This window comes from Companilactobacillus zhongbaensis, from assembly GCF_003946515.1.
GTDB classification, from domain to species: domain Bacteria; phylum Bacillota; class Bacilli; order Lactobacillales; family Lactobacillaceae; genus Companilactobacillus; species Companilactobacillus zhongbaensis.
Window position 1 is genome coordinate 35,296 of the sequence record NZ_RHOM01000006.1, and the last position, 22,934, is coordinate 58,229.

Consider the following 22,934-nt stretch of genomic DNA (forward strand, 5'->3'; position numbering starts at 1 on the left):
CTGCGGGCCAACTTTGAGCTATCCAAGGGAAACCGCCTTGGACATCTCAAAGCTTGACCTTTTCGTAAGCACGGCCCATGCCGTGCAAACGAAAATTTCGCGGCTGACGGCAAATTCCCTCCACCCTCCACAGAACCTAGGTTAGTGACTAAACTTTTGTTTGTGGGATAACGGTTATTTGGTAATTTGGATAAAATTGCAGCACTGGTCAGTGCTTTCAACCTTTTTATCCTCAATAATGCTGAAACGTAATCCACAAAGTAGCGTTTTTTATTCACAAAAGTGGTCGTATTAAAGTCTCAGTAATAAAGTAGAGCTATCAATTTTTGATAGCTCTGCTTGCAGTGATTTTAATTGTTCTGTTTTTCTTTGTCCTCAAGAATGCGAAAACGAGTTCCAGGCGACAGCGACCTCCGGTTTAGAAACTGTCGGCAGGCACGGATTCGCCGTACCTTGTGCGACTACACGCGTTAATCCTCAGCAGCTGACCAACCTCGCTGCGCTCTCTGATTCTTTAGAGCTTTGCTGTTAATTTAACGTCAGGATACTTATTAGCGAACCAGTTCTCTGCGAATTTGTTTTCGAATAGGAATAGTGGATTTCCATCCAGGTCTTTTACTAGCATGTTTCTGGTTGAAGACATGTTTTGGTCTAGTTGTTCTGGGTCGATCCAGCGGGCTATTCTTGAGCCGATTGGATTCATTACTACGTCACAGTTGTATTCGTTTTTCATTCTGAATTGGAAGACTTCGAATTGTAGTTGTCCAACTGCTCCTAAGATGTAGTCGTTAGTAGTGTATTTTTGATACAACTGAACGGCACCTTCTTGGACTAGTTGTTGCATTCCTTTGTGGAAAGACTTTTGTTTCATGACGTTTTTAGCTTGAACTTCCATGAACATTTCAGGGGTAAATTGTGGTAAGTCTTCGAATTGAATGTTTTTCTTACCTGTATAAATCGTGTCGCCGATTTGGAAGTTTCCTGTATCGTACAATCCGACGATGTCACCCGCTACGGCTGTTTTGACTTGTTCTCTTTGATCAGACATGAATTCGGTGGCGTTGTTTAAACGCATTGACTTGCCTGTTCTACTCAAGGTAACGTCCATGCCTTTTTCAAATTCGCCGGAACAAATTCTGACGAACGCGATCCGGTCACGGTGATTAGGATTCATGTTAGCTTGGATCTTGAAGACAAATGCTGAAAATTCTGGATCATCTGGCTTAACTACTTCTTCGCTATCCTTAACCGGATGTCCTGCAGGAGCTGGAGCCATGTCTAAGAATGTATCCAAGAACACTTGAACACCAAAGTTAGTCAAAGCAGAACCGAAGAAGACAGGAGTTTGATCACCTTTCATGATCTTATCTAGGTCAAACTTGTTACCAGCTTCTTTGATCAAATCAACTTCGCCTAAAGCTTGTTCATAAACACTATCCTCTTCGATCGGATTGTGTTCTTTGAGCTGTCCATCTTCACCCAATGGCAAAAATCTGTCGTCGCCCTCTTTACGATACAATTCGAGACGACTATTTTTGATGTCATATAAACCTTTTAATTCCTTACCCATACCGATAGGCCAGTTCATAGCACAGCCTTCGATATTGAGTAGTTCTTCTAGTTCAGCGATCAAGTCAAGTGGATCACGACCATCACGGTCCAACTTGTTCATAAATGTAAAGATAGGAATTCCACGTTTTTTAACAACTTTAAAAAGCTTTTTCGTTTGTGGCTCGATACCTTTAGCTGAGTCGATAACCATGACAGCAGCATCAACGGCCATCAAAGTTCGGTAAGTATCTTCAGAAAAATCTTCGTGTCCTGGAGTATCCAAGATGTTAACGTCTTTTCCTTGATAGTGGAATTGCATAACTGATGAAGTAACGGAGATACCACGTTTCTTTTCGATCTCCATCCAGTCAGATGTGGCGAATTGACCTGACTTCTTAGCTTTAACGGTACCTGCTGAACGGATCACACCACCGAAGTAAAGCATTTGTTCGGTAATAGTAGTCTTACCAGCATCCGGGTGAGAGATAATGGCAAACGTGCGACGCTTGCTTACCTCATTTTCTAATTCGTTTTGTTCCATAACTTGCTCCTAACTCATAAAAAAAGAAATACATTAGTATTTCTTTTCAAACATATTTGTCGTTACGACTTTTACTTTATTTTTAGGGATCTTAACGATCACATTTTGGATCCTAGCGCCATCGACCTTACCTGAAGTCAACTTCACGCCACTCTTTAAAGTAATGCTCTTAGGGTGGTTAACATCAGGGATCTCATTTAAATTCATAATTAAATATCCTGCAATAGTATCGGCGTCTTCTTGCTCTTCGTCAATATCTTCATCGAATAAATCGTTGAAATCTTCGATTGAGAGCTTACCAACTACAGAGTATTTAGTTGAAGAGATTCGGTGATAATTAGTAGTAGTTTGATCATATTCGTCATCGATCTCACCAACTATCTCTTCCAAAATATCTTCGATCGTAGCCAATCCAACCACACCACCGTAATCATCCATGATCATGGCGATTTGTGTCTGTGTCGACTGCATCTTCAATAGTAAGGAATCGATACTAGTAGATTCAGGAACGAATAGTGGTTCAATCATTAACTTCTTCAAGTTAACATTCTCAAAACCAGAAATACGAGCTTGCTTCAACAAGTTCTTAATATGAACGATTCCGATAATAGTATCCTTATCACCGCCGTAAACAGGGACACGTGAATAAGGCTGTGCTAAAATTGCATCGATATTATCATCTAACGAGTCGTTAATATCGATCATGAAAGCGTCAGTTCTAGGGACCATGACTTCACGGACCGTCTTATCACTGAACTTGATAATACCTTGAAGCATTTGATACTCGTCAGCATTGATCGTGCCGCTTTCACGCGACTTTTGAATCGTTGAAAGCATCTCATTACGAGATACCTTGTCTTTCTTTTGAGAAAAATCGATCGGTGTGATTTTCATCAAACCGTGCAAGCAAGCAGTCATGAACCAAACGAATGGTTTCAAGATCTTGCTAGTAGCATTAATAATAGGTTCGGTAAATCTTAATACTTGATATGACCGGTGAACGGCGATCTGTTTGGGAAATAGTTCGCCAAAGATCAAAATCAGAAAAGATAGGACGATCGTAATAATAACGATTGAAAGTTCCATGCTTCCTGGAAAATTACCGATCACACCTTCTAATTTTGTACTTAAACTTGTGGCAGCAATTGCTGAAGATAAAAACCCAGCTAAGGTCACTGCTACTTGGATCGTTGATAAAAAATTAGTAGGATGATTGATTTCGCGTAAAATGCGGTTGTCCTTACGACCGCCTTGTTCGGCCTTTTTCTCGACTTCCGCCTTATTTACCGAAACGATTGCCATCTCGCCAGCAGCGTAAATAGCATCTAGGAGCGTTAATACGACAATAATCAATAATTGTACGCTTAACGCGACAGGGTCATCACTCATTAATTTTTTCACTCTCTTTCATATTAAATAAAAATGATGTAACAATTATAGCAGGTGTAAAACAATTCAACAATATTACTGCCATTAATGATAAAATAAATTTAATACTATATAAGGAGTAATTGAAATTGTCTAACAAAAAAATCATCGTTATTTATTTATTTTTCTTCTTCATCCCTTACATAGTAAGCCTTCTGATCGCAGGCATGGCCTACAATGCTCTAGTCTTACACGCTTTGACTTGGCGAATCGTGGTTGGTGGGATCGTCGGTTCCTTAGGGATCTTCGCCATCAAGGTGATCGCACAACGGCCGATTCTGATCATGTATCGTAATTCCACTAGAAAACCACTCAAACGTTTCATTCACTTTTTTATCCTGGAACGCGACAAAGTCATCATCGGTTTAAACTTATTGATCGACTTTTTCTTGAGCATCGGTAGTATTTATCTCGTGGCTAAAGTATTTCCCCTATCACAAATCTTAGGATCGACCATCGGTTGGCTCGTCTTGATCGTGATGGTATCCGTGACCTTAGCCTCATACCTCGAATTCGACTCACTATCGATTTATACCGAAAAAAAGAAAATAAAAGATTAAATACTTGACTTAATGAAATACTAATCATATTCTAAATGCATAACTATCAGAGGAGAATTTGACATGAAGCAATCATACAACACAAAAATGGATGCATGTTGCTGTGTAATGATGAAAGATCATTATACTTTTTCAGCATGTCTAATTCCACTCAATTGATAACTAGTAGCGAATACTTTATTCAAGGGAGCTGACAATTAGTCAGTTCCCTTTTTTTATGGAATGGAAAGGAGCAACATCGTGGACACTGTAAAAATTGGTGTTTTGAATTTGATGTATAACAAACTCGAAACGAATCAAAACTTTTATAAGTCACTGACCCGGGCACATAACAACGTTGAATTAGTTTACTATTATTCAGCCACTCGTTATGTTGACCGGAAACTAGATCCATCGATCACCAATACGATGAAACCTTTGGATCTGAATGACCTTCCCAACTTAGATGGCTTTATTATCACCGGCAGTCCGATCGAACAATTGGATTTTTCCGAAGTCACCTATGAAGATGAGATCAACGAATTATTAAATACTTTAAATGAAATGAGGATCCCCCAGCTGTACGTCTGCTGGGGTGCGATGGCAGCCTTACATCATTTGTACGGCATCGACAAAAAGATCCTACCGCATAAAACTTTTGGCGTTTTCCAAAATAACGTCTTGCACTCGTCAAAACTTTTGCAAAACATTAGCGACAATTTCCCTGCTCCACATGCTAGATATGCGGAAATGAATCAACAACAGATCAATGACAATTCTCAACTAGTCTTGAACGTTTTAAATGACAAAGGCTTACTATTTTTAGCCGAGGCAAAAGGCAAACCTCAAGCTTTCCTATTTTCACATCTGGAATATCAACGAGACGATTTGAAGAAGGAATACGAGAGAGAATACAACGCCCATCCAGAGCTTGATCCGGTCCAGCCAGAAAACTACTATTCACCGATCAACGACCAGCCTATGTTTGCTTGGAAAGAGATCCAAGAAAAGTTCTTTGGTAACTGGGTCGAACAAGTCATGGCTGCTAAGGAGCAAGCGTGTAGCTGATGGAGGTGGTCTCAGGCGTAAAGATCTACTGAATGTTATACAATAAGAATATTAAGGAATTCATTGGAGGAATATCATGACAAAAATTGCAAACAATATCACAGAATTAATTGGTAACACACCTATCGTTAAGTTGAACAACGTTGTACCAGAAGACGCTGCTGACGTGTATGTAAAATTGGAGTTCTTTAACCCAGGAAGTTCCATTAAAGACCGTATTGCCCTATCAATGATCGAATCTGCCGAAAAAGCCGGCAAGTTAAAACCTGGTGACACTATCGTTGAACCTACTTCAGGTAACACAGGAATCGGTCTTTCACTTGTAGCATCTGCCAAAGGCTATCACTTGATCATCATGATGCCAGACACAATGAGTGTTGAACGTCGTAAGATCATGCAAGGTTATGGTACTGAACTAGTCCTTACACCAGGAAGCGAAGGTATGGGTGGTGCCATCAAACGTGCTAAAGAATTATCTGAAGAAAAAGGTTACTTCCTACCTATGCAATTCTCAAATCCAGCTAACCCTGAGATCCATGAAAAAACAACTGGTAAAGAAATCATCGATGCCTTTGCAGGTGAAACAGTTGATGCTTTCGTAGCCGGTGTTGGTACTGGTGGTACTTTATCAGGTGTCAGCCACGCTTTGACTAAGAAATTCCCAGACGTTAAAATCTATGCTCTTGAAGCTGCCGAATCTCCTCTACTTAAAGAAGGAAAAACTGGTAAGCACAAGATCCAAGGAATCAGTGCTGGTATGATCCCAGATACCTTAGATCAAGACTCATACTCAGACATCGTCGAAGTTACTTCTGACCAAGCTATCAACATGGCTCAAGAAGTCAGCCGTAAAGAAGGCTTTTTACCAGGAATTTCTGCTGGTGCTAATATCTTTGGTGCTATTGAAATCGCCAAGAAGTTAGGCAAAGGCAAAAAGGTCGTTACAGTCTCACCTGACAACGGCGAAAGATACTTATCAACTGATTTATTTAATTTCTAGAAATTAAATTCAAATCTTTTTAATTAATAGCAATTTGTGAGAGAATAAAAAACATTAATTCTATTGGGGGAAATTCAGAATATGAAGAAACGAATTCTAGTACTACTTTCATTAGTAGCAACTATCGCCTTAGTGCTTACAGGTTGCTCATCCAACAAGTCAAGCGAGACTAAGACCGCGGGGACTCTTACGATCGGACTTGAAGGAACTTATGCTCCTTATTCATACCGTGAAAATGGTAAATTAACTGGTTTTGAAGTTGATTTTGCTAAAGCTTTAGCTAAAAAGATGGACCTTAAAGCTAAGTTTGTTCCAACTAAATGGGACTCATTGATCGCCGGTCTAAATTCAAAGACTTTCGATATCGTGATCAACAACGTTGGTGAAACTAAAGACAGAGAAAAGCATTACATCTTTGCTAAACCTTACGTTCAATCAAAATCAGTTTTAATTACTAAAGAAGACGATCCTTCTATCAAATCAGTCGACGATTTAAAGGGTGTCAAAGTGGCTGAAGGTACTGGTACCGACAACTACAACAAAGCTAAGAAATTCGGAGCTAATATCGTCCCATCATCTGATTTTGCTACTACAATGTCTATGATCAAACAAGGACGTGTCAAAGCTACTATCAATTCACGTGAAGCTTTCTTAACTTGGCAAAAAGATAACAAGAACAGCGGATTGAAGTATCAAGTTATCCCAACTAACAAGATTCCAAATACTAAGATTGCTCCAATTTTCAACAAAGATAGCACAGCTTTACGCGACAAGGTCAACAAAGCCGAACAAGAACTTAGAGAAGATGGCACACTCAAGCGTCTATCGATCAAGTACTTCGGTGAAGACATTAGTAAATAATCATTTTTAATTTTCGAGAGGGGCGGATTTTATGTGGCATATAATTATTACATCATTGCCAGAAATGTTAGTCGCAATGGTGCAATACACCATTCCGTTAGCGATAATCGCATTTATATTTGGATTGATACTTGCAGTCCTAACAGCTTTAATCAAATTTATTGAACCGAGTGAAAACAAAGCCATCAAGTATCCATGGTTAGTTTTAAGAGCGATCGCCAATTTTTATGTTTGGGTCTTTCGTTCAACGCCACTCCTAGTTCAGCTGTTCATCATTTTCTTTGGATTGCCAAATATCGGTGTGCAATTAGATCCATTTATCGCTGCAGTGATCGGATTCTCACTTAACACTGGTGCTTATGCCTCAGAAACGATCCGTTCAGCTTTATTATCAGTCCCACAAGATCAATGGGACGCAGCTTTTACCTTAGGTTTTTCAACGAAACAAACATTAATGAAGATCATCTTGCCACAAGCTGTCAGAATTGCTTTACCACCACTATCGAACTCATTCATTAGTTTGGTAAAGGACACTTCCCTGGCCAGTTCGATCACCATTTTGGAAATGTTTCAAGTCAGTCAACAGATCACCGCTAAGAACTTCCAGCCACTACTAATGTACACATTAGCAGCAGCACTCTACGCCATCATCTGCAGTCTCTTAACTTGGTTACAACACTACCTCGAAAAGAGAACTTCAAGATACGTTAAAGGAAGTGAAGCTTAATGATCTCAATGAAAAACATCATCAAGAAGTACGACGGTAAAGAAGTCTTAAAAGACATCTCCGTTGACTTCCCTGAAGGAAAAACCTCAGTGATCTTAGGGCCATCAGGATCAGGAAAATCGACCTTACTACGTTCGATCGACTTACTAGTAAGACCAGAATCAGGAGTCTTAAACTTCTCAGATTTTTCTTACAACTACGCTGAATCACTATCCAAAAAAGATAGCATGAGGATCCGTCAAAAGACGAGCATGGTTTTCCAAAACTGGAACTTGTTCCCAAACTTGACAGTGCTAAAGAACATTACCGAAGCACCAGTCAACGTTTTGAAAATGTCACAAGATGAAGCCAACAAAGTAGCCAGAGATCTCTTAGACAAAGTTGGCCTAGCCGAATACGAAGACAGATATCCAAGTCAACTATCCGGAGGACAACAACAAAGAATCTCCATCTGTAGAGCTCTAGCAATGGACCCAGACTACATCTTACTAGACGAACCAACCAGTGCCCTAGATCCCGAGCTAGAAACACAAGTACTCAAGATCCTAGAAGAAATGGCAAAAGATGGACAATCAATGATCATCGTAACCCACAACATGGAATTTGCCAGACTAGTATCAGACAAAATAGTCTTCATTGAAGATGGTGAAAAAGTCTACGACGGAGCCACAAACGACTTCTTCGAAAACCCAACACCAAGAATCAAAGACTTTCTCGCTGGGATCTCATTGGATCCAAATAAAATTAACAAATAAAAAAAGTAGCTCAGATATCGTCTGAGCTACTTTTTTATTGAGGTATGTTTTGATTGGTGGCGGTTCACTGCCGGTCCTGGAGGGTTCCGGAAAATGCGCTGTGGAACGCCATGGACCCACTTTGAACCAATCGAGAAGACCACTCGCTTGTTTCAAAGCTGGGTCTTTCACTAAGCGGTGAACCGCTAAGTGAAATTTCATGGCTGACAGCGATTTTCCTCCACCCTCCAGGACCTAGGGGTACAATAATATCTTTTTTGTGTGGGGGCACGGTACTTACCTTTATAGTGGTAGTTGTTTGGGTTTATATTGATGTACTTATTTTTATCCTCTCCTAGGATTTTGACATCTTATTTCTATCTTGTTGATTTATTTTTGAAAAATCATCGGTTTTTACTTTGTTAGTGAAGAAATCATTTATCTCATACAGTAATTGATTTTTGAGATACCCCCTCAGACCCTTATCGCAAAAATTGCGAGTTTCAAGCGACGAAGGAGCGAGAAAAGAGCAAGAAAAACATGGAATGACAAAAGAACCGATGAAATGATCAAAAATAAATGGACCAGATAAGGGGAAGAAAAATAGCAATCAAATCACACCAAACCTAGGGACCACAATTCCCACCCCAAAATCGATTTTTGACAAACCTAGGTTCGGTGGAGGGTGGAGGGAATTCGCCGTCAGCCGCGAAATTTTTGTTTGCACGGCATGGGCCGTGCTTACGAAAAGGTCAAGCTTTGAGATGTCCAAGGCGGGTTTCCTTGGATAGCTCAAAGTTGGCCCGCAGCGTTCCACGGCGAAATTCCCGGAACCCTCCACCGAACCGGCAGTGAACCACCAACCAAACTACAACCTCAAAAAATAAAAAAATGACTGCCAATAAAACATGGCAGTCAAAGGATCGTGCAATCCATTTAATGGTGAGACAACTCATTGTATCTCTTCATCCAGAGATCTATATATTCCGGGGAAAATGGTCCCTTTCCCTGGTCTATCCAATCAATCAAAACATCCACATTATAATGTAGAATCTTATCTATTTCAGGTGGATATCTCCACATTCTACTGTGGGCAGCATACTCATCAACATCGAGTAGCCGTTTTTCTCCATCAGGAAATACTTTGACATCTAAATCATAATCTATATACTTGATGGCCTCTTTGTCGAGAACGAATGGTGTTGCCAAATTGCAATAATAAGACACGCCTGTGTCACGAATCATTGCGATGATATTGAACCAATAATGCTTATGAAAATAAACTATCGCTGGTTCTCTTGTGACCCAACGACGACCGTCAGACTCGGTAACTAGAGTATTCTCGTTACAGCCGATGATCTCATTTTCACTGGTCTTCAATACCATTGTTTCACGCCACGTCCGATGCAAGTGACCATCATGTTTATAACTCTGGATTGCTACGTAATCCCCTTCTCTGGGTATTTGCATAACGTAACCAGCTTTCAAAATCTTGTTCAAAAAAATTATAACAGAGCCGTGAAACTATTAAAAGAATAATCATACTCAATCTTCTTCAAGCGCTCGTTTTATTTCTGAGTAAGAAAAACCTTTACCCATCAAATAATTGATCAATTTCGAGGTGTTATCGTAGCGATGAGAAACTTTGTTGATCATTTTACGAAGATTGTCTAATTCCTCATCCTCATCTTTTTCTAGGTCTAAGGACTCGATTGCTTGGTTAGTAATGTCTCCGCTGTAACCTTTCGAGTACAAACTTTGTTTGAGCTTGATCATTTGTTGTTTAAATGATCCGTGATTAGTTTTGCGCAGTTGCTTCTTGGCAAAATCGGTCGCATTTTCTAGCAAAATGTCTTGGTCGATCTCAGACATTTTCTCTTTGATGATCGAATCGGGAACGCCTTTTTTGAACATCTTTTGTTCGATGATCTTCGGACCGTTGGCGGAAAGCCTTAATTGCGTATTGATGAAACTTTGGGCGTAGGTGGCATCATCGACGTAATTGAGCTCCTTCAATCGATCTAAGACATCCATGATGGTCGGAGTTGTGTACTCTTTTTTATATAAGTAGTCTTTGATCTCTTTTTCAGTTCGTAATTCGTAGCTTAAATAATTGACGGCATCACCGTAAGCTTTGTTAGTATTTTCTTTGTTTTTGATCAAAGTAACTTGGGCATCAGTCAATTCTAGATCTTTCATTAATCGAAATTCGATCAAGGTACTTTCACCGACTGGAAAGGCGTATTCACCGTCTAAATAAACGTTGTAACGGCCTTTTCTTTTTTGAGCTTGTATTTTTGTAACTTTTGTCAATTGACTTACCTCGCGTGTTATACTCAAATGTAGTTTAGAGCCTAAATAAAGGAAGAATTCATGAATAATAATATAACAGAAGAACTTAAAGTAGGAGATCGTTTTCCACTGACAATCAAACGGATCGGCATCAACGGCGAAGGAATCGGCTTTTTCAAGCACGTTATTGTCTTTGTCCCTAGTGCTGTACCCGAAGATGTCATCGTTTGTGAAGTGGTTGACCTACATCCCCGCTTTATTAACGGAAAGATCCACAAAATTAGAACTCGCAGTCCTTATCGTAACGAAGATGTGACTCCTTTAGCAAGTGAAGTGGGTGGTCTGGAGTTTGCTCACATTAAATATGAGGATCAGTTGAAATTTAAAGCTGATATTTTGCGTGAATCATTGGAAAAATATAAGCCTCATGCATACGAACATTATACGATCAAACCAACGATTGCTTCGCCTCAACAAGAGAAGTATCGGAATAAAGCCCAATTTCCTATTCAAATGGTTGACGGCAAAATCAAATGTGGTTTGTACAAAAATGGCACCCAGGAATTAGTTGATCTGACTGAGATGCCAACGCAAATGGATCTGACGATGTCAGCCATGAGAAAAATCGTCAAGATCATTGAAGACTTGGGATTACCAGTTTATGATCCTCAAGCTAAATCTGGTATTCTCAGCATGATCATCATTCGTCAATCAGTTGAGTTCAACCAATTACAAGTAACCTTTGTCACTCGTTCGCCTAAATTTTTGAAAGAGCGTCAAGTGATCGAAGCCATCAACAAAGAGATACCTGAAGTTTGTTCGATCTCGCAAAATATCAACTTGAAAGACCAAGGACCAGTCTGGGGCGATGAAACTAAGTTGCTTTGGGGCGATCAATATTTGAAGGAAGATATCAATGGCTCGATCTTCGACTTGTCGCCTCGTGCTTTCTTGCAGCTGAACTCGTTACAAACTGACAAGTTGTACGACTTGGCTACTGAAGCCTTGAATCCTTCAAAAGATGATATTTTACTCGACGCCTACTGTGGTGTAGGAACGATCGGTATTAATCTTGCCGACCAAGTTAAAAAGGTTTACGGCATCGAGATCATCCCTGAAGCTATCGAGGATGCTAAGAAAAATGCCGAATTAAATGATGTTGATAACGCGGAATACTTTGTCGGATCAGTCGATGAAGTTTATCCAAAGCTATTGGAACAAGACATTGATCCGACAGCTTTGATCGTTGATCCACCTAGAGTTGGCTTAGATGATAAATTGATCCAAACGATTTTGAATAACCGCCCTGAAAAACTCGTTTACATTTCTTGCAATCCATCAACCTTGGCTAAAGACCTAACTTTACTTACTCGTAAATACCGAGTTGACTATTTACAACCAGTCGACATGTTCCCACAAACACCACACGTGGAGACGATCGTTAAGTTTTCGAGAAGATAAGTTTGACCAAACATAATAATCTTGATAAGATATTATTACTAAATTTAGAAACGAGGAGCCTTCTCAACTGAAGACACAAATAACTTTTTTCATATTAAAAGTGAATCCTGTTTAGGAGAACTTTGGTAAGCGTTTATTCAAATGCAAAATCCGTTTTATTGGTCGAATCTATCACTATAGATAAATTCCGTTATTTCCGGTAATTCGTGTTTACCAAAGTTCTCTTTTTTTCCAAACAAATTCAAATTAAAGAGGATATGAAAATGGACCCCCTAAACTATCAAACGGACCTGTCTGAAATACAGAGGAATAATAATACTAAGGATTTTGAACAAGGACTTTCAGCTCATGCGGCTGAGAAAAAGCTGCGTGAAGACGGTCCTAATAAACTGGAGTCGCAACAAACTCCGAAATGGCTGATTTTCTTGCGTCAGTTCAACAACATGGTTATTTACATCTTACTAGCTGCCGTCGTCTTGACTGTGGCCTTGCAAGAGTATTCTGATGCCGTCATCATTGCCATCGTAGTGATCATCAATACATTGATCGGCTATTTCCAAGAAACAAGTGCCTCAAATGCCGTTGAAAAGATCAAAGAGATGCTTTCGACCGATGCGACGGTCTATCGTGACGGTCGAAGGATCGACATCCCCGCTGAAAAAATCGTCGTTGGCGATTATGTCTATCTAGAAGCTGGTGACAACGTCCCCGCTGACTTGCGGATCGTCGTAGCGGATAACTTGAGTATCCAAGAATCTGCTTTAACTGGTGAAGCTGACTCCGTTGAAAAAATCGAAGAAGCTATTCCTGAAGACAACGTTGCTTTAGCTGACCAGAAGAACATGGCCTTTGCTTCTACCGCGGTAACTAACGGTAGTGGTATTGGTATCGTTGTCGCTACTGGTAACGCTACTGAGATCGGTAAGATCTCTGACGAAGTTAGTGCCGTTAAGACTCGTAAGACACCATTGATGCAAGTCATCGACAAATTAGGTACTGGTGTTTCTTACGTGATCTTGATTGCCGCCGTTGTGATCTTTATCATCGGATTTATGTTTGATATTTATTCACTGCCTGTCTTAGCTATGGCCGTGATCTCTGTAGTCGTTGGTACTATCCCTGAAGGATTGCCCGCAACGACTTCAGTAATTTTAGCCAAAGGTGTTTCTGACATGGCTAAAAACCAAAATACGATCATCAAAACTTTACCTTCTGTTGAAACTCTAGGTTCAGTTGACGTCATTGCGACCGACAAAACTGGTACTTTGACTAAAAACGAAATGACCGTGACCGACTTGATCTTCGCTGATAAAACTTATCAAGTTAGCGGAACTGGTTATGAACCGGTCGGCGAAATTACCCAAGATGGTCAAAAAGTCGACCTTGATCGACAACTAGATCTCTTCGTTCAAGCTGGTTACTACGCTAACGATACAGTTTTAACGCACGAAGACAACAAATGGAACATCAACGGTGAACCAACTGATGGTGCTTTCTTATCGCTTTACAACAAGGTCTACCCCGTTGGCACCAAAGACCATTATCAAAAAGTCGACATCTTACCTTTTGACTCCGATTATCGTTACATGGGTCAATTAGTTAAAAAAGATGATCAACAAACTTTATTCGTTAAAGGTTCACCTGATAAATTATTTGCTATGTTCAAAACGCTCGACGAAAGCTTCGATATTCCGAAATGGACTCAAACTGTCGAAGACTACTCGCGCCAAGGTAAACGTGTCATTGCCGTTGGTTATCGTGAGGTTGATGGAAACGTTGACGACGTTACCCACGACTTGATCAAGACTGGTTTGCATTTCTTAGGACTTGCGGCCATCATTGACCCTCCTCGTGAGGAAGTTATTCAAGCACTGAAAGAAATTCGCTCTGCCAGTGTTGAAGTCAAAATGATCACAGGTGATAGTGCAGCTACTGCGACTGCTATCGGTGAAAAACTAGGTTTAGCTAATGAAATCCACGCAATCACTGGTCCTGAATGGGATCAATTGAGTGACGAAGATAAAGTTCTCGCTGCTAACAGAAATCAAGTTTTTGCTAGAACTACACCAGGAAACAAGATTGAGATCATCAAAGCCTTGCAGCAAGACAACAAAGTTACTGCCATGACTGGTGACGGTGTCAACGATGCCCCTGCTTTAAAACGGGCCGATATCGGTATTGCCATGGGTATCAAGGGTACTGACGTTGCTAAGGACTCGGCCGATATGATCTTGACCGACGATAACTTTGCAACAATTTCCAAAGCTATTAAAGAAGGTCGTCGGATCTTCGATAACATTAAGAAAAGTATTCTCTACTTATTACCAATTTCGTTTGCTGAAGGTTTGATCATCGCCTTTGCTATCTTGGCTCGTGATGACATTCCCCTTCACCCAACGCAATTACTTTGGATCAACATGGTCTCAGCCACAACGATCCAATTTGCCCTGATTTTTGAGCCGGCTGAAAAAGGTATCATGAAACGGGCGCCACGAAAGACCGGAAGTGGTCTAATGAACAAGAGTGACGTCAACCAAGTCATCTACATTTCGATCTTGATGGCTATCATCGGTATGATCGTTGATGAATGGTTCACCCGTGCTGGAGTTTCAGCAGCTGTGACAAGTACTACGATGATCAACGTCTTGATCGTTGGTAAGATCTTCTACTTGTTCAATATCAGAACTAAGAATTATGCTATGTCGAAAGAAATGCTCGTTAATAAAAAATCTTACATTTTCATCGCTTTAATGATGATCCTGCAATTGATCCTTACTTATGTGCCATTTATGCAGTCGGTTTTCCATACTGCTGCTATTGGGTGGTTCGAGTGGTTAGTTGCTTTAGTTGGCGGAGTGGCAGTGTTCTTGATTGCCGAGTTTGCTAAGTGGATTGGATTTAAGCGGGCTGGACGTGTTCGTGGTTAATTGTATTTTACTGGATCTCGCTTTTTTTGCGGGATCCTTTTTTGTTTTGTTGGTGGAATTGGTGGTGGTAGATTGTGTTGTGCGTTGATTGCCGGTTCCGGGGCGGGGCGCTATATGGGATTGGAACGCTGTGGACGTCGATTGAAGCTATCCGGGAAGTTCACCCGGACATCTCCAATACGAGTCTTATTGTAAGCGATAAATCGATAACAATAATTTCACAGCTGAACCCATATAGCGCCCCGCCCCTCCACCTAGATTTGGTTGAATACATAACCCCTCTCTTTTTTTATGGTGACCGAGTTTTTCTGGTTAAATTGGCGCTTTTTGCTGCCCTAGTTTTTTCGGTCTATCTCGGTCTTATTCTTGGTTGGTAAACCCCAAGAAGCCTTATAACTTAAGTTCACTTTTTATTTTTTACACACGTAAAAACCCCATAAACATTTGATTGATTTCTGTTTATGGGGTCTTATCATTTTTTTCTCTATTATTTATTTTATTTGTTATTGCTTTTTACTTATTCAAGTACTGCCAATCTATTTCCCATAGTACTCCCATGGTTTTTTCTCCTGTGTGGACGCTGATTGCTGGGCCTAGGTGGCTTTGGGTTATTCTTATTTTTGGGAATTTTTCATGTAGTTCGTTTGTCCAGTTGTCTGATGTTGCTTGATTGTTGGCGTCTATTACTGTGGCGTGGATCGGGTATTTTGATTGGTTTATTTCTGGTTCCATTTTGTTTATTACTGCTTTTAGGCAGCGTTTCATGGTTCTTTCTTTGCCTATTGCTATGATTTTTCCTTCTGGATCGAAGGTTAGCATTGGTTTGATGTTTAGTAGGTTTCCTATTACTGCTGAGCGGTTGCTTAATCTGCCAGTTCTCATTAGGTGTTTTAGGTCATCTACTGCAAAGTATACGTCTCTGGAGGCGCGCATTTGTTTCATTTTTTCTATGATTTCTTCAGGATTTTTTCCTGCTTGGACCATTGAGCCTGCTAGTAACGCTAAGTCGGCTTCCCCAGCGCTGGCTACAAGGGAATCGAATGGATAAACTTTGGCTTTGTCGTATTCTTTGCAAAACATTCTTAAATTGTCCATGAACGATGTGATCCCGCTTGATAAGTGGATCGAGATGATGTTGTCGTAGCCTTGGTCTACTAAGTTGTCGTAGGCTTCTTTGATTTGTCCCATTGAAACTTGTGAAGTTGTTGGTAGTTCTTTTTCGTTTTTTAAATAATCATAAAAAGTATTTAAGCCTAATTCTTCAGTTTCCTTGTATTGCTTGTCCCCCAAAATAACAGTGATCGGCAAAACAGTGATGTGATACTCCTCGATTTGCTCAGGTGTTAAATATGCGGCTGTATCTGTAACGACTGCCGTTGGCATATAGATGTCCTCTATTCTTTAAATTAAATAAATAATGTCTAAATAATAACATACTAAATATCAATATTTACCAACAATAAATATGAATGAAATTACTATATTATTAGTAATTTTCTTGTGAAGGAAAAACGAAAGCGTTATCATTTAATTAACTAAATATTTACTAAATGGAGATAAGCGTTCATGAATGACATTGATAAGTTTGTTGAATACATTATCGACAACAATACTAGCTTCGAAGATATCGACCGGATCTATTTGAATAATCGAATCAAAGGCTTGATCGGCGACGTGACTGATTCTGATTCACACACTAATGACTTGTTAAATTTGATGGATGGCTTGATCGAAACTGCCATTGAAAACGGCAAGATCTCTGGTGACGAAGACTCTCGGGAAAAACTTGGTGACTACTTGATGGATCTAGCGACTCCACTACCTTCGACGGTGAACGAAATTTTTTGGAATTTATATCAACGTCGCCCTAGTAAAGCTACGAATTATTTTTTCCAATTGTGCAAACGAAACAATTACATTAAAACTCGTTCGATTGCTAAAAATATCAATTTTGATGCACCGACCAAGTATGGTGACCTTGAGATCAACATCAATATGTTGAAACCCGAAGTCGAACCAAAAATGTTGATGCATACGCAAAAAAAATTTAACAACGGCTATCCTAAGTGTCCTCTCTGTATTGAAAATGAAGGCTATACTGGAAAAGTTGGCCTCTTTACTAAGGCTAATTTACGGATCATCCGCATGCAGCTAAGTGGTGAAACTTGGTGCTTCCAATTCTCACCATTCCAATATTTTAACGAACACGTGATTTTTACACCTGATGTCCACAGACCAATGGAAATGAATCAACATACCTTTGCTAACTTATTGGCTATCGTTGAAGACTTCCCTGAATATTTTGTCGGTAGCAATGCCGGCTTGCCGATCATTGGTGGCACTATTACCGCCCACATGCACTATCAAGGTGGCCGTCATCACTTCCCAATGATGGATGCGAAAGTCATGCAAGATATTGACTTAAACATCCCTGGGGTAAAAGTCGGTCGGATCGATTGGCCAATGACATCGTTGCGGATCCAAAGCGATGACCCGAACAAAATCGTTCCCGTAGCTGGCAAGATATTAGATTTCTGGAAAAATTATACCGATGAATCAGTCGACATTCGAGCCTACACTGACGGCAATGAGCACCACACCGTCACACCTATCGCTTATCAAAATGAAGGTCAATATTTCTTAGAACTAGTCTTAAGAGACAATCAGACATCAGCAAAATATCCTGATGGGATCTTCCACCCACATCAAGATGTTCAACACATCAAAAAAGAAGGTATCGGCTTGATCGAAGTAATGGGACGAGCTGTTTTGCCTGGTAGACTTGCTCAAGAATTAAAAGAGGTTGAAAAGTACGTCTTAGATCAACCTAATCAAATTGCTGAATATCACCGCGCTTGGGCTGACCAGATCAAACAAAACGATGACTGTACCGTTGCCAACGTAGACGAAGTAGTCTGCCACGAGCTGGGAAATGTTTTTGCCCGGATCTTGGAAGATGCCGGAGTCTTCAAACGTGATGTCGCTGGTGATGCAGCATTCGACCGTTTTGCAGAAAAATTAAAGGAGGAGTAGCTTAATGGCAGCAACTTTAAAAGACATCGCTGAAAAAGCCGGCGTTTCGACCGCCACAGTCTCTCGTGTTTTGAATCACGACATGAGCTTATCAGTGACTAAAAACACCCGTGACACGATCATCTTAATTGCTAAACAATTAAACTACAAAAAAACTAATAAAAAAGTTAGCAACAATTTTCAAAAACGTCTCGCCTTAGTTCAATGGTATTCTGAGGAAAAAGAACAAGACGACTTGTACTACATGATGATCAGAGAAGGCATCGAGCAAAGAAGCCAGCAACAAAAATTTGATGTCGTTCGCATTTTTAACAATAACATCACCGACATCAAAAACTACATCAACGGCATCATTGCTGTTGGTAAATTCAGTGATCAACAAGTAAAGTCGCTGACTAATATCACGAACAAAATAGTTTTCATCGATGACAACCAATTCGAATCCGGCTACGACTGTGTTTTGACCGACTTCTCACTCGGCGTTAAACGCGTGATCGACTTTTTCAATAAGCAACACATCGAGGACATTGGGATCCTCTACGGCGAAGAAAAGACCACCGACCACAATCGCGTTATCACTGACCCGAGATTTACGGCTTTCAAAAATATCATGACCAAAAAAGGTACATTCAACGTGGCTAATTGTTTCAAGGGAGACTTCACCAAGGATTCCGGCTACGATCAAATGAAGCAAGCCATCGAGCAACGAGGAGACAACCTCCCCCACGCCTTCTTCGTTTCCAGCGACCCCATGGCTGCAGGAGCACTGCAAGCCTTACAAGAAGCCAAGATAAAAGTGCCGGAACGAGTAAGCATCTTCAGCTTCAACAACTCCTCCCTAGCCAGCTTCGTAAATCCAGAACTAAGCTCAGTCGCAGTATCAACCAAAATGATGGGCGGAACAGCAGTAGACCTACTCATCGACCAACTAACCAATAAAGACCACACACCTGCTCGTATTGAGTTGGATACAAAGTTGATTAGAAGGAAGAGTACGAAATAACAGAGAGTGGAGAGACGCGGGTAGCTGCTGAGGATTAACGCGGGTGGTCGAACAAGGTGCGGCGAAGCCGTGCCTCGACCACCTGTGTTAACCGGAGGCCGCTGCGTCTCGGAACTCGTTTTCGCATCCTTGAGGATAAAACATAAAAGCACTACCCAAAACCACAGCAAGTTTAGCTAACTAAAATGGAAAGCACTATCCAATTGCAGCAAGTCTAGCCAGGAAAATTGGATAGCACTGTTCTATATCCCAATAACAGTACCTATCGACAGTTGTTAAGTCAGAACCTACTGTATCCTGAAACCCATTTCCACTATAAAAATAGAATGCGTAACTCCACACAAAATAAAAAAACAACAAAAAATATTTCCAAAAACAAAAAAACCATACCAGAAAAGCAATCACCAAAGTACAATGCCAATCCAGTATGGTTTTTTTATTCAACTAAAACCTGCCCCATCATACCATTCTCTTCATGCTCCAAAATATGACAGTGATACATATAAAGTCCCTTCTTCTCAAAAGTAAAAGCAATCTTATAAACATCTCCAGGATTCAACTGAATAGTATCTAAATTCCCCCGTAAGTTCATCGGCGGTTTCTTACCATTAATAGAAACAACTCTAAATTGAACTCCGTGCAAGTGGAACGGATGGATCATGTTCATCATCATTTCTTTTTTATTTTCAATCGTCCAAACTTGTTTTTGGCCGACTTTAGAATGAATATCGATTCGATCTGGATTAAACTGCTTGCCATTGATCTGGACCATCTTACTCATCCCACTTAGAACTAACTTTTGTTTAGCAACGTCGCCAGTTGGCATTTTTGCGGCTGACATTTTCTTCAAAGTCTTTAGCAACTTCGAGTAGTTTTCACTTCGTTGACCCATTTTCATCGTCAAAACGTTTTGGCCACCCGCAGTTAATTTCAAGGTATCTCCGTCAGGAATGTCCTTTGTATCGATCACGATTTCAGCTCTTTGAGCAGCTGAAAGTTTGAGCTGGTTCAGTGCTACTGGTTTATCCAAAAAGCTGCCATCTCCGGCTACTTGATACATCTTCTGGCCGTTTGAAAGTTTAAAAGTAAAATTACGAGCGTTGGAACCATCTAACAAACGTAATCTCACAAACCTAGTCGAAACGTCGATATATGGATTCAAGGTTCCGTTGACGAGGATGTTTTGTCCTTGGGTACCGTCAGCGTTGTAATCTTGTTGATAATTAAATTGATCATCACTATCAAATGTTCGGTCCTGAACTACTAATGGAAAATCGTCGACCCCGTATTTTTTAGGTAAGGCGATTTTTTTGCTTTGTTTATCATTAATATATATCAAGCCAGCTAAGCCTTCATAAACTTGTTCGGCTGTTTTCCCACTAGGATGTGGATGGAACCACAAGGTTGCTGCTGGTTGGTCAACAGTAAAAGAAATGTTGCGACTAGAGTGGGCTTTGATCGGATCATGCGGTCCGCCATCGGCTTTGCCCGAAATAATTGCTCCATGCCAGTGGAAAGTCGTTTCTTCGTCTAAGTCATTGACCTCTTTAATATGAACTTTTTGACCACGAGTCAGTTGGATGACTGGTCCTAAGTAAGTTCCGTTATAACCTAGCGTATTAGTCGTTGTGCCGTCTTTAAAACTCGTTTGCCCTGATTGGGCCGTGACCGTGTAATAAACATCAGAATCGGTCTTTTTATCGGGTTTGAGGATCGGTGGAAGATTCAGTTGCTTCAAAGGCGTACCTGGATCTTTCAATTCCACATCTGGTTCCGACATCATATGGCTAGAATTTCCTTCTGACTTCGAATCGGAGCTATTTCCTCCGTCCATCATTCCCATATGACCATTGTCTGACATCATATTATTATTGTGGAAAGTTCTTGGAATAAAAATAATTCCTAAGACTGCAACGACCACAACTGCAATCACGACGTACCAAGCTTTTTTCATCGCCCTATCCCCCATAGATTTCACAATTTCTCTTATTGTATCGTATTCATAATTTTAACTACAAATTAAATGCTAAAATAAGAGCAACACTTAAAAAGGAGCTTTTTACTATGAAAATTTATTTTGCTAATGGTCTCTTTTCTGAAGCTGACCGTATGTTCAATGCGTTTGTTGTCGACAAGATCAGAAAGATGTCTTCAGACATTGAAGTTTACCTTCCTCAAGAAAATGACGACATCAATGACAAAACAAAATTTGCTGATTCCGTTAAAATCGCCGAAGAAGATAACAAAGAATTATTATCTTCAGATTTAGTCGTCGCAGTTTTAGACGGTGAAATCATCGATATCGGTGTCGCATCTGAAATCGGACTGGCTTTTGGTAAGGAGATCCCCGTGGTTGGACTTTATACTGACTTGAGACAACACGGTGCTGACAACCCTGAAAAGCTTGATGCCGTTAAGGTTATCGGCGAAAATCCATTCCAATACGTTAACACCTATACGATCGGTTTGATCAAATTAAACGGTTGTGTTATCAACACCGTTGATGCCCTTTTAGATGAAATTAAAAAATATTTATAAAATAATTTTGTATATTTTGCGTTATTAATTTTTCAATAAGATTACATCGGCTTTACAGTTGAGTTATAATCAAGATTTTTTCCGATATACGTTATATAGTATTTCTCGTTAGATAATTTCGCTTATTTTTTTTAAAGATAAATTCGTGAACAACTAGGAGAATATATATATAATGAGAATCAAAAAAATCGTTACAACTATGATCGCAGCTTCATCACTTGCATTTGTTGGAGTTTCAGCTACTGCTTCAATCAACGCTTCTGACAACACTGTTCAAGCCGCAACGACTTCAACTGTTGATTTGCCATTAACTACTATTTACGTTAAGAGTGCTTCAGGCGCTACTATTTACACAACACCTTCAGCAGACGGTAAGGTTGGTGCTTCATCAAGCACACTTGCTAAAGATACTGCTTGGGCAACAACTAAAGCTATTAAAGTTGGCGACGTTACTTACTACCAAGTAGGTGATGGCCAATGGCTAAGTAACAATGAAATTTCATTTACTGCTCCAGTAGTCAGCCTTAACAAGACTATGTACGTTACTGCTGATGGTTCAGTAAACCTTTATAGCTCAGCTAACAACGGTTACTTCTTAGGAACAACCGCTGAAGGTGGAGTTGGTTACACTGTATACGAATCAACTACAGATGCTAACGGCCAAGTTTGGTATAACTTAGGTCAAAACTCATGGATCAATGGTCAATACATGTCAGACGAAAAGCCTGCTGAAAAGATCTCTATGAGTGCAACTGCTTATGATCCAGCTGTCTTAGGTTCAAGCATGGGTTACGGTGGCGTTGCTGCTAACCTTTCAAAATACCCTAAGGGTACTCAACTTAAGATCACTTTAGGCGATGGTACTGTACTTAACAGAACTGTTAATGATACTGGTACATTTGCTTACAGCAATCCTAACCAATTGGATATTGCTATGCCTAACTCTCAAGCTTTACAATTTGGACGTCAAAATATTACTGTTCAAGTTGTTGGGTAGAGATACTTATTGATAAATTAGAATGGATACCGTTGGATGAGTGGCTCAGATTATGTCTGGGTTGCTTTTTTTTATTGAGTTATGTTTGATTGGTGGTGGTTCACTGCCGGTCCTGGAGGGTTCCGGAAAATGCGCTGTGGCTTCCTTAGTTGTTCGGTGGCGTAGCCACCACCAAAAACCAGTTGCGCAAGTGCGTCAGCACTTACGTTCCTTTATTTCATGGCTGACAGCGAT

Annotated in this window: 18 protein-coding genes; 12 read left to right on the forward strand and 6 right to left on the reverse strand. The window is 40.2% G+C overall.

Annotation, left to right across the window (positions count from 1 at the left end; genetic code table 11):
- Positions 1-514: 514 nt before the first annotated feature.
- Positions 515-2,092: a peptide chain release factor 3 gene (locus EKM69_RS04110; RefSeq protein WP_125708411.1), complete on the reverse strand. Its 1,578-nt coding sequence runs from the start codon at positions 2,090-2,092 to the stop codon at positions 515-517.
- Between the two features lie 33 nt (positions 2,093-2,125).
- Positions 2,126-3,481 carry a hemolysin family protein gene (locus EKM69_RS04115; RefSeq protein ID WP_125708412.1) on the reverse strand — a complete coding sequence of 452 codons (1,356 nt, stop codon included), beginning with the start codon at positions 3,479-3,481 and terminating at the stop codon, positions 2,126-2,128.
- Between the two features lie 128 nt (positions 3,482-3,609).
- Here EKM69_RS04115 and EKM69_RS04120 point away from each other — a divergent pair, with 128 nt between their 5' ends.
- The 6 genes from EKM69_RS04120 (at position 3,610) to EKM69_RS04145 (ending at position 8,470) form a co-directional block, all read left to right on the forward strand.
- Positions 3,610-4,080, forward strand: a complete 471-nt coding sequence (locus tag EKM69_RS04120) for a hypothetical protein (RefSeq protein WP_125708413.1) — start codon at positions 3,610-3,612, stop codon at positions 4,078-4,080.
- Positions 4,081-4,320: 240 nt separating this feature from the next.
- Positions 4,321-5,127, forward strand: coding sequence for a homoserine O-acetyltransferase/O-succinyltransferase family protein (locus EKM69_RS04125; protein WP_125708414.1), 807 nt, complete (start codon positions 4,321-4,323; stop codon positions 5,125-5,127).
- A 76-nt stretch (positions 5,128-5,203) separates the two neighbouring features.
- Entirely contained in the window at positions 5,204-6,127 is a 924-nt protein-coding gene (gene cysK, locus EKM69_RS04130) for a cysteine synthase A (protein ID WP_125708415.1), read from the forward strand.
- A gap of 81 nt (positions 6,128-6,208) precedes the next feature.
- On the forward strand, positions 6,209-6,988 hold the full coding sequence (locus EKM69_RS04135; RefSeq protein ID WP_125708416.1) for a transporter substrate-binding domain-containing protein: 780 nt from the start codon (positions 6,209-6,211) through the stop codon (positions 6,986-6,988).
- A gap of 31 nt (positions 6,989-7,019) precedes the next feature.
- Positions 7,020-7,715: an amino acid ABC transporter permease gene (locus EKM69_RS04140; RefSeq protein WP_125708417.1), complete on the forward strand. Its 696-nt coding sequence runs from the start codon at positions 7,020-7,022 to the stop codon at positions 7,713-7,715.
- On the forward strand, positions 7,715-8,470 hold the full coding sequence (locus EKM69_RS04145) for an amino acid ABC transporter ATP-binding protein (RefSeq protein WP_125708419.1): 756 nt from the start codon (positions 7,715-7,717) through the stop codon (positions 8,468-8,470). Before EKM69_RS04140 ends, EKM69_RS04145 begins: the two co-directional genes overlap by 1 nt.
- 915 nt (positions 8,471-9,385) lie before the next feature.
- On the opposite strand, the gene ntdP is transcribed toward EKM69_RS04145, so the two are convergent.
- Both ntdP and recX read right to left on the reverse strand, forming a co-directional pair.
- Positions 9,386-9,919 carry a nucleoside tri-diphosphate phosphatase gene (ntdP, locus tag EKM69_RS04150; protein ID WP_125708421.1) on the reverse strand — a complete coding sequence of 178 codons (534 nt, stop codon included), beginning with the start codon at positions 9,917-9,919 and terminating at the stop codon, positions 9,386-9,388.
- 75 nt (positions 9,920-9,994) lie between these two features.
- The gene (gene recX, locus EKM69_RS04155; protein ID WP_125708423.1) at positions 9,995-10,762 is read right to left on the reverse strand and encodes a recombination regulator RecX; all 768 of its coding nucleotides are present in this window, start codon (positions 10,760-10,762) and stop codon (positions 9,995-9,997) included.
- 60 nt (positions 10,763-10,822) lie between these two features.
- On the opposite strand from recX, the gene rlmD reads away from it, so the two are divergent.
- A complete protein-coding gene (gene rlmD, locus EKM69_RS04160; RefSeq protein WP_125708425.1) occupies positions 10,823-12,202 on the forward strand; it encodes a 23S rRNA (uracil(1939)-C(5))-methyltransferase RlmD in 1,380 nt (459 codons plus the stop codon).
- Positions 12,203-12,465: 263 nt separating this feature from the next.
- Entirely contained in the window at positions 12,466-15,129 is a 2,664-nt protein-coding gene (locus tag EKM69_RS04165; protein WP_125708428.1) for an HAD-IC family P-type ATPase, read from the forward strand.
- A gap of 513 nt (positions 15,130-15,642) precedes the next feature.
- On the opposite strand, the gene EKM69_RS04170 is transcribed toward EKM69_RS04165, so the two are convergent.
- The gene (locus EKM69_RS04170) at positions 15,643-16,512 is read right to left on the reverse strand and encodes a DegV family protein (RefSeq protein ID WP_125708430.1); all 870 of its coding nucleotides are present in this window, start codon (positions 16,510-16,512) and stop codon (positions 15,643-15,645) included.
- 183 nt (positions 16,513-16,695) lie between these two features.
- Here EKM69_RS04170 and EKM69_RS04175 point away from each other — a divergent pair, with 183 nt between their 5' ends.
- Positions 16,696-18,162 (forward strand): UDP-glucose--hexose-1-phosphate uridylyltransferase, encoded by a 1,467-nt coding sequence (locus EKM69_RS04175; RefSeq protein ID WP_125708432.1) that lies wholly within the window; start codon positions 16,696-16,698, stop codon positions 18,160-18,162.
- A 4-nt stretch (positions 18,163-18,166) separates the two neighbouring features.
- The gene (locus EKM69_RS04180) at positions 18,167-19,165 is read left to right on the forward strand and encodes a LacI family DNA-binding transcriptional regulator (RefSeq protein WP_125708434.1); all 999 of its coding nucleotides are present in this window, start codon (positions 18,167-18,169) and stop codon (positions 19,163-19,165) included.
- Positions 19,166-19,601: 436 nt separating this feature from the next.
- Here the strand turns inward: EKM69_RS04180 and EKM69_RS04185 are convergent, their stop codons facing one another.
- Complete coding sequence (locus EKM69_RS04185) at positions 19,602-21,119, reverse strand: multicopper oxidase family protein (RefSeq protein ID WP_125708436.1); 1,518 nt, start codon at positions 21,117-21,119, stop codon at positions 19,602-19,604.
- A gap of 110 nt (positions 21,120-21,229) precedes the next feature.
- Between EKM69_RS04185 and EKM69_RS04190 the strand changes: the two genes are divergently transcribed.
- Positions 21,230-21,703: a nucleoside 2-deoxyribosyltransferase gene (locus EKM69_RS04190; RefSeq protein ID WP_125708438.1), complete on the forward strand. Its 474-nt coding sequence runs from the start codon at positions 21,230-21,232 to the stop codon at positions 21,701-21,703.
- Positions 21,704-21,875: 172 nt separating this feature from the next.
- Positions 21,876-22,700 carry an SLAP domain-containing protein gene (locus EKM69_RS12630; RefSeq protein ID WP_125708440.1) on the forward strand — a complete coding sequence of 275 codons (825 nt, stop codon included), beginning with the start codon at positions 21,876-21,878 and terminating at the stop codon, positions 22,698-22,700.
- Positions 22,701-22,934 lie beyond the last annotated feature (234 nt).

Coding starts and splice junctions, on each gene's coding strand:
- EKM69_RS04110 (WP_125708411.1), bottom strand. CDS start 2,092: ATGGAACAAAACGAATTAGAAAATGAGGTAAGCAAGCGTCGCACGTTT.
- EKM69_RS04115 (WP_125708412.1), bottom strand. CDS start 3,481: ATGAGTGATGACCCTGTCGCGTTAAGCGTACAATTATTGATTATTGTC.
- cysK (WP_125708415.1), top strand. CDS start 5,204: ATGACAAAAATTGCAAACAATATCACAGAATTAATTGGTAACACACCT.
- EKM69_RS04135 (WP_125708416.1), top strand. CDS start 6,209: ATGAAGAAACGAATTCTAGTACTACTTTCATTAGTAGCAACTATCGCC.
- EKM69_RS04140 (WP_125708417.1), top strand. CDS start 7,020: ATGTGGCATATAATTATTACATCATTGCCAGAAATGTTAGTCGCAATG.
- EKM69_RS04145 (WP_125708419.1), top strand. CDS start 7,715: ATGATCTCAATGAAAAACATCATCAAGAAGTACGACGGTAAAGAAGTC.
- ntdP (WP_125708421.1), bottom strand. CDS start 9,919: ATGCAAATACCCAGAGAAGGGGATTACGTAGCAATCCAGAGTTATAAA.
- rlmD (WP_125708425.1), top strand. CDS start 10,823: ATGAATAATAATATAACAGAAGAACTTAAAGTAGGAGATCGTTTTCCA.
- EKM69_RS04165 (WP_125708428.1), top strand. CDS start 12,466: ATGGACCCCCTAAACTATCAAACGGACCTGTCTGAAATACAGAGGAAT.
- EKM69_RS04170 (WP_125708430.1), bottom strand. CDS start 16,512: ATGCCAACGGCAGTCGTTACAGATACAGCCGCATATTTAACACCTGAG.
- EKM69_RS04175 (WP_125708432.1), top strand. CDS start 16,696: ATGAATGACATTGATAAGTTTGTTGAATACATTATCGACAACAATACT.
- EKM69_RS04180 (WP_125708434.1), top strand. CDS start 18,167: ATGGCAGCAACTTTAAAAGACATCGCTGAAAAAGCCGGCGTTTCGACC.
- EKM69_RS04185 (WP_125708436.1), bottom strand. CDS start 21,119: ATGAAAAAAGCTTGGTACGTCGTGATTGCAGTTGTGGTCGTTGCAGTC.
- EKM69_RS04190 (WP_125708438.1), top strand. CDS start 21,230: ATGAAAATTTATTTTGCTAATGGTCTCTTTTCTGAAGCTGACCGTATG.
- EKM69_RS12630 (WP_125708440.1), top strand. CDS start 21,876: ATGAGAATCAAAAAAATCGTTACAACTATGATCGCAGCTTCATCACTT.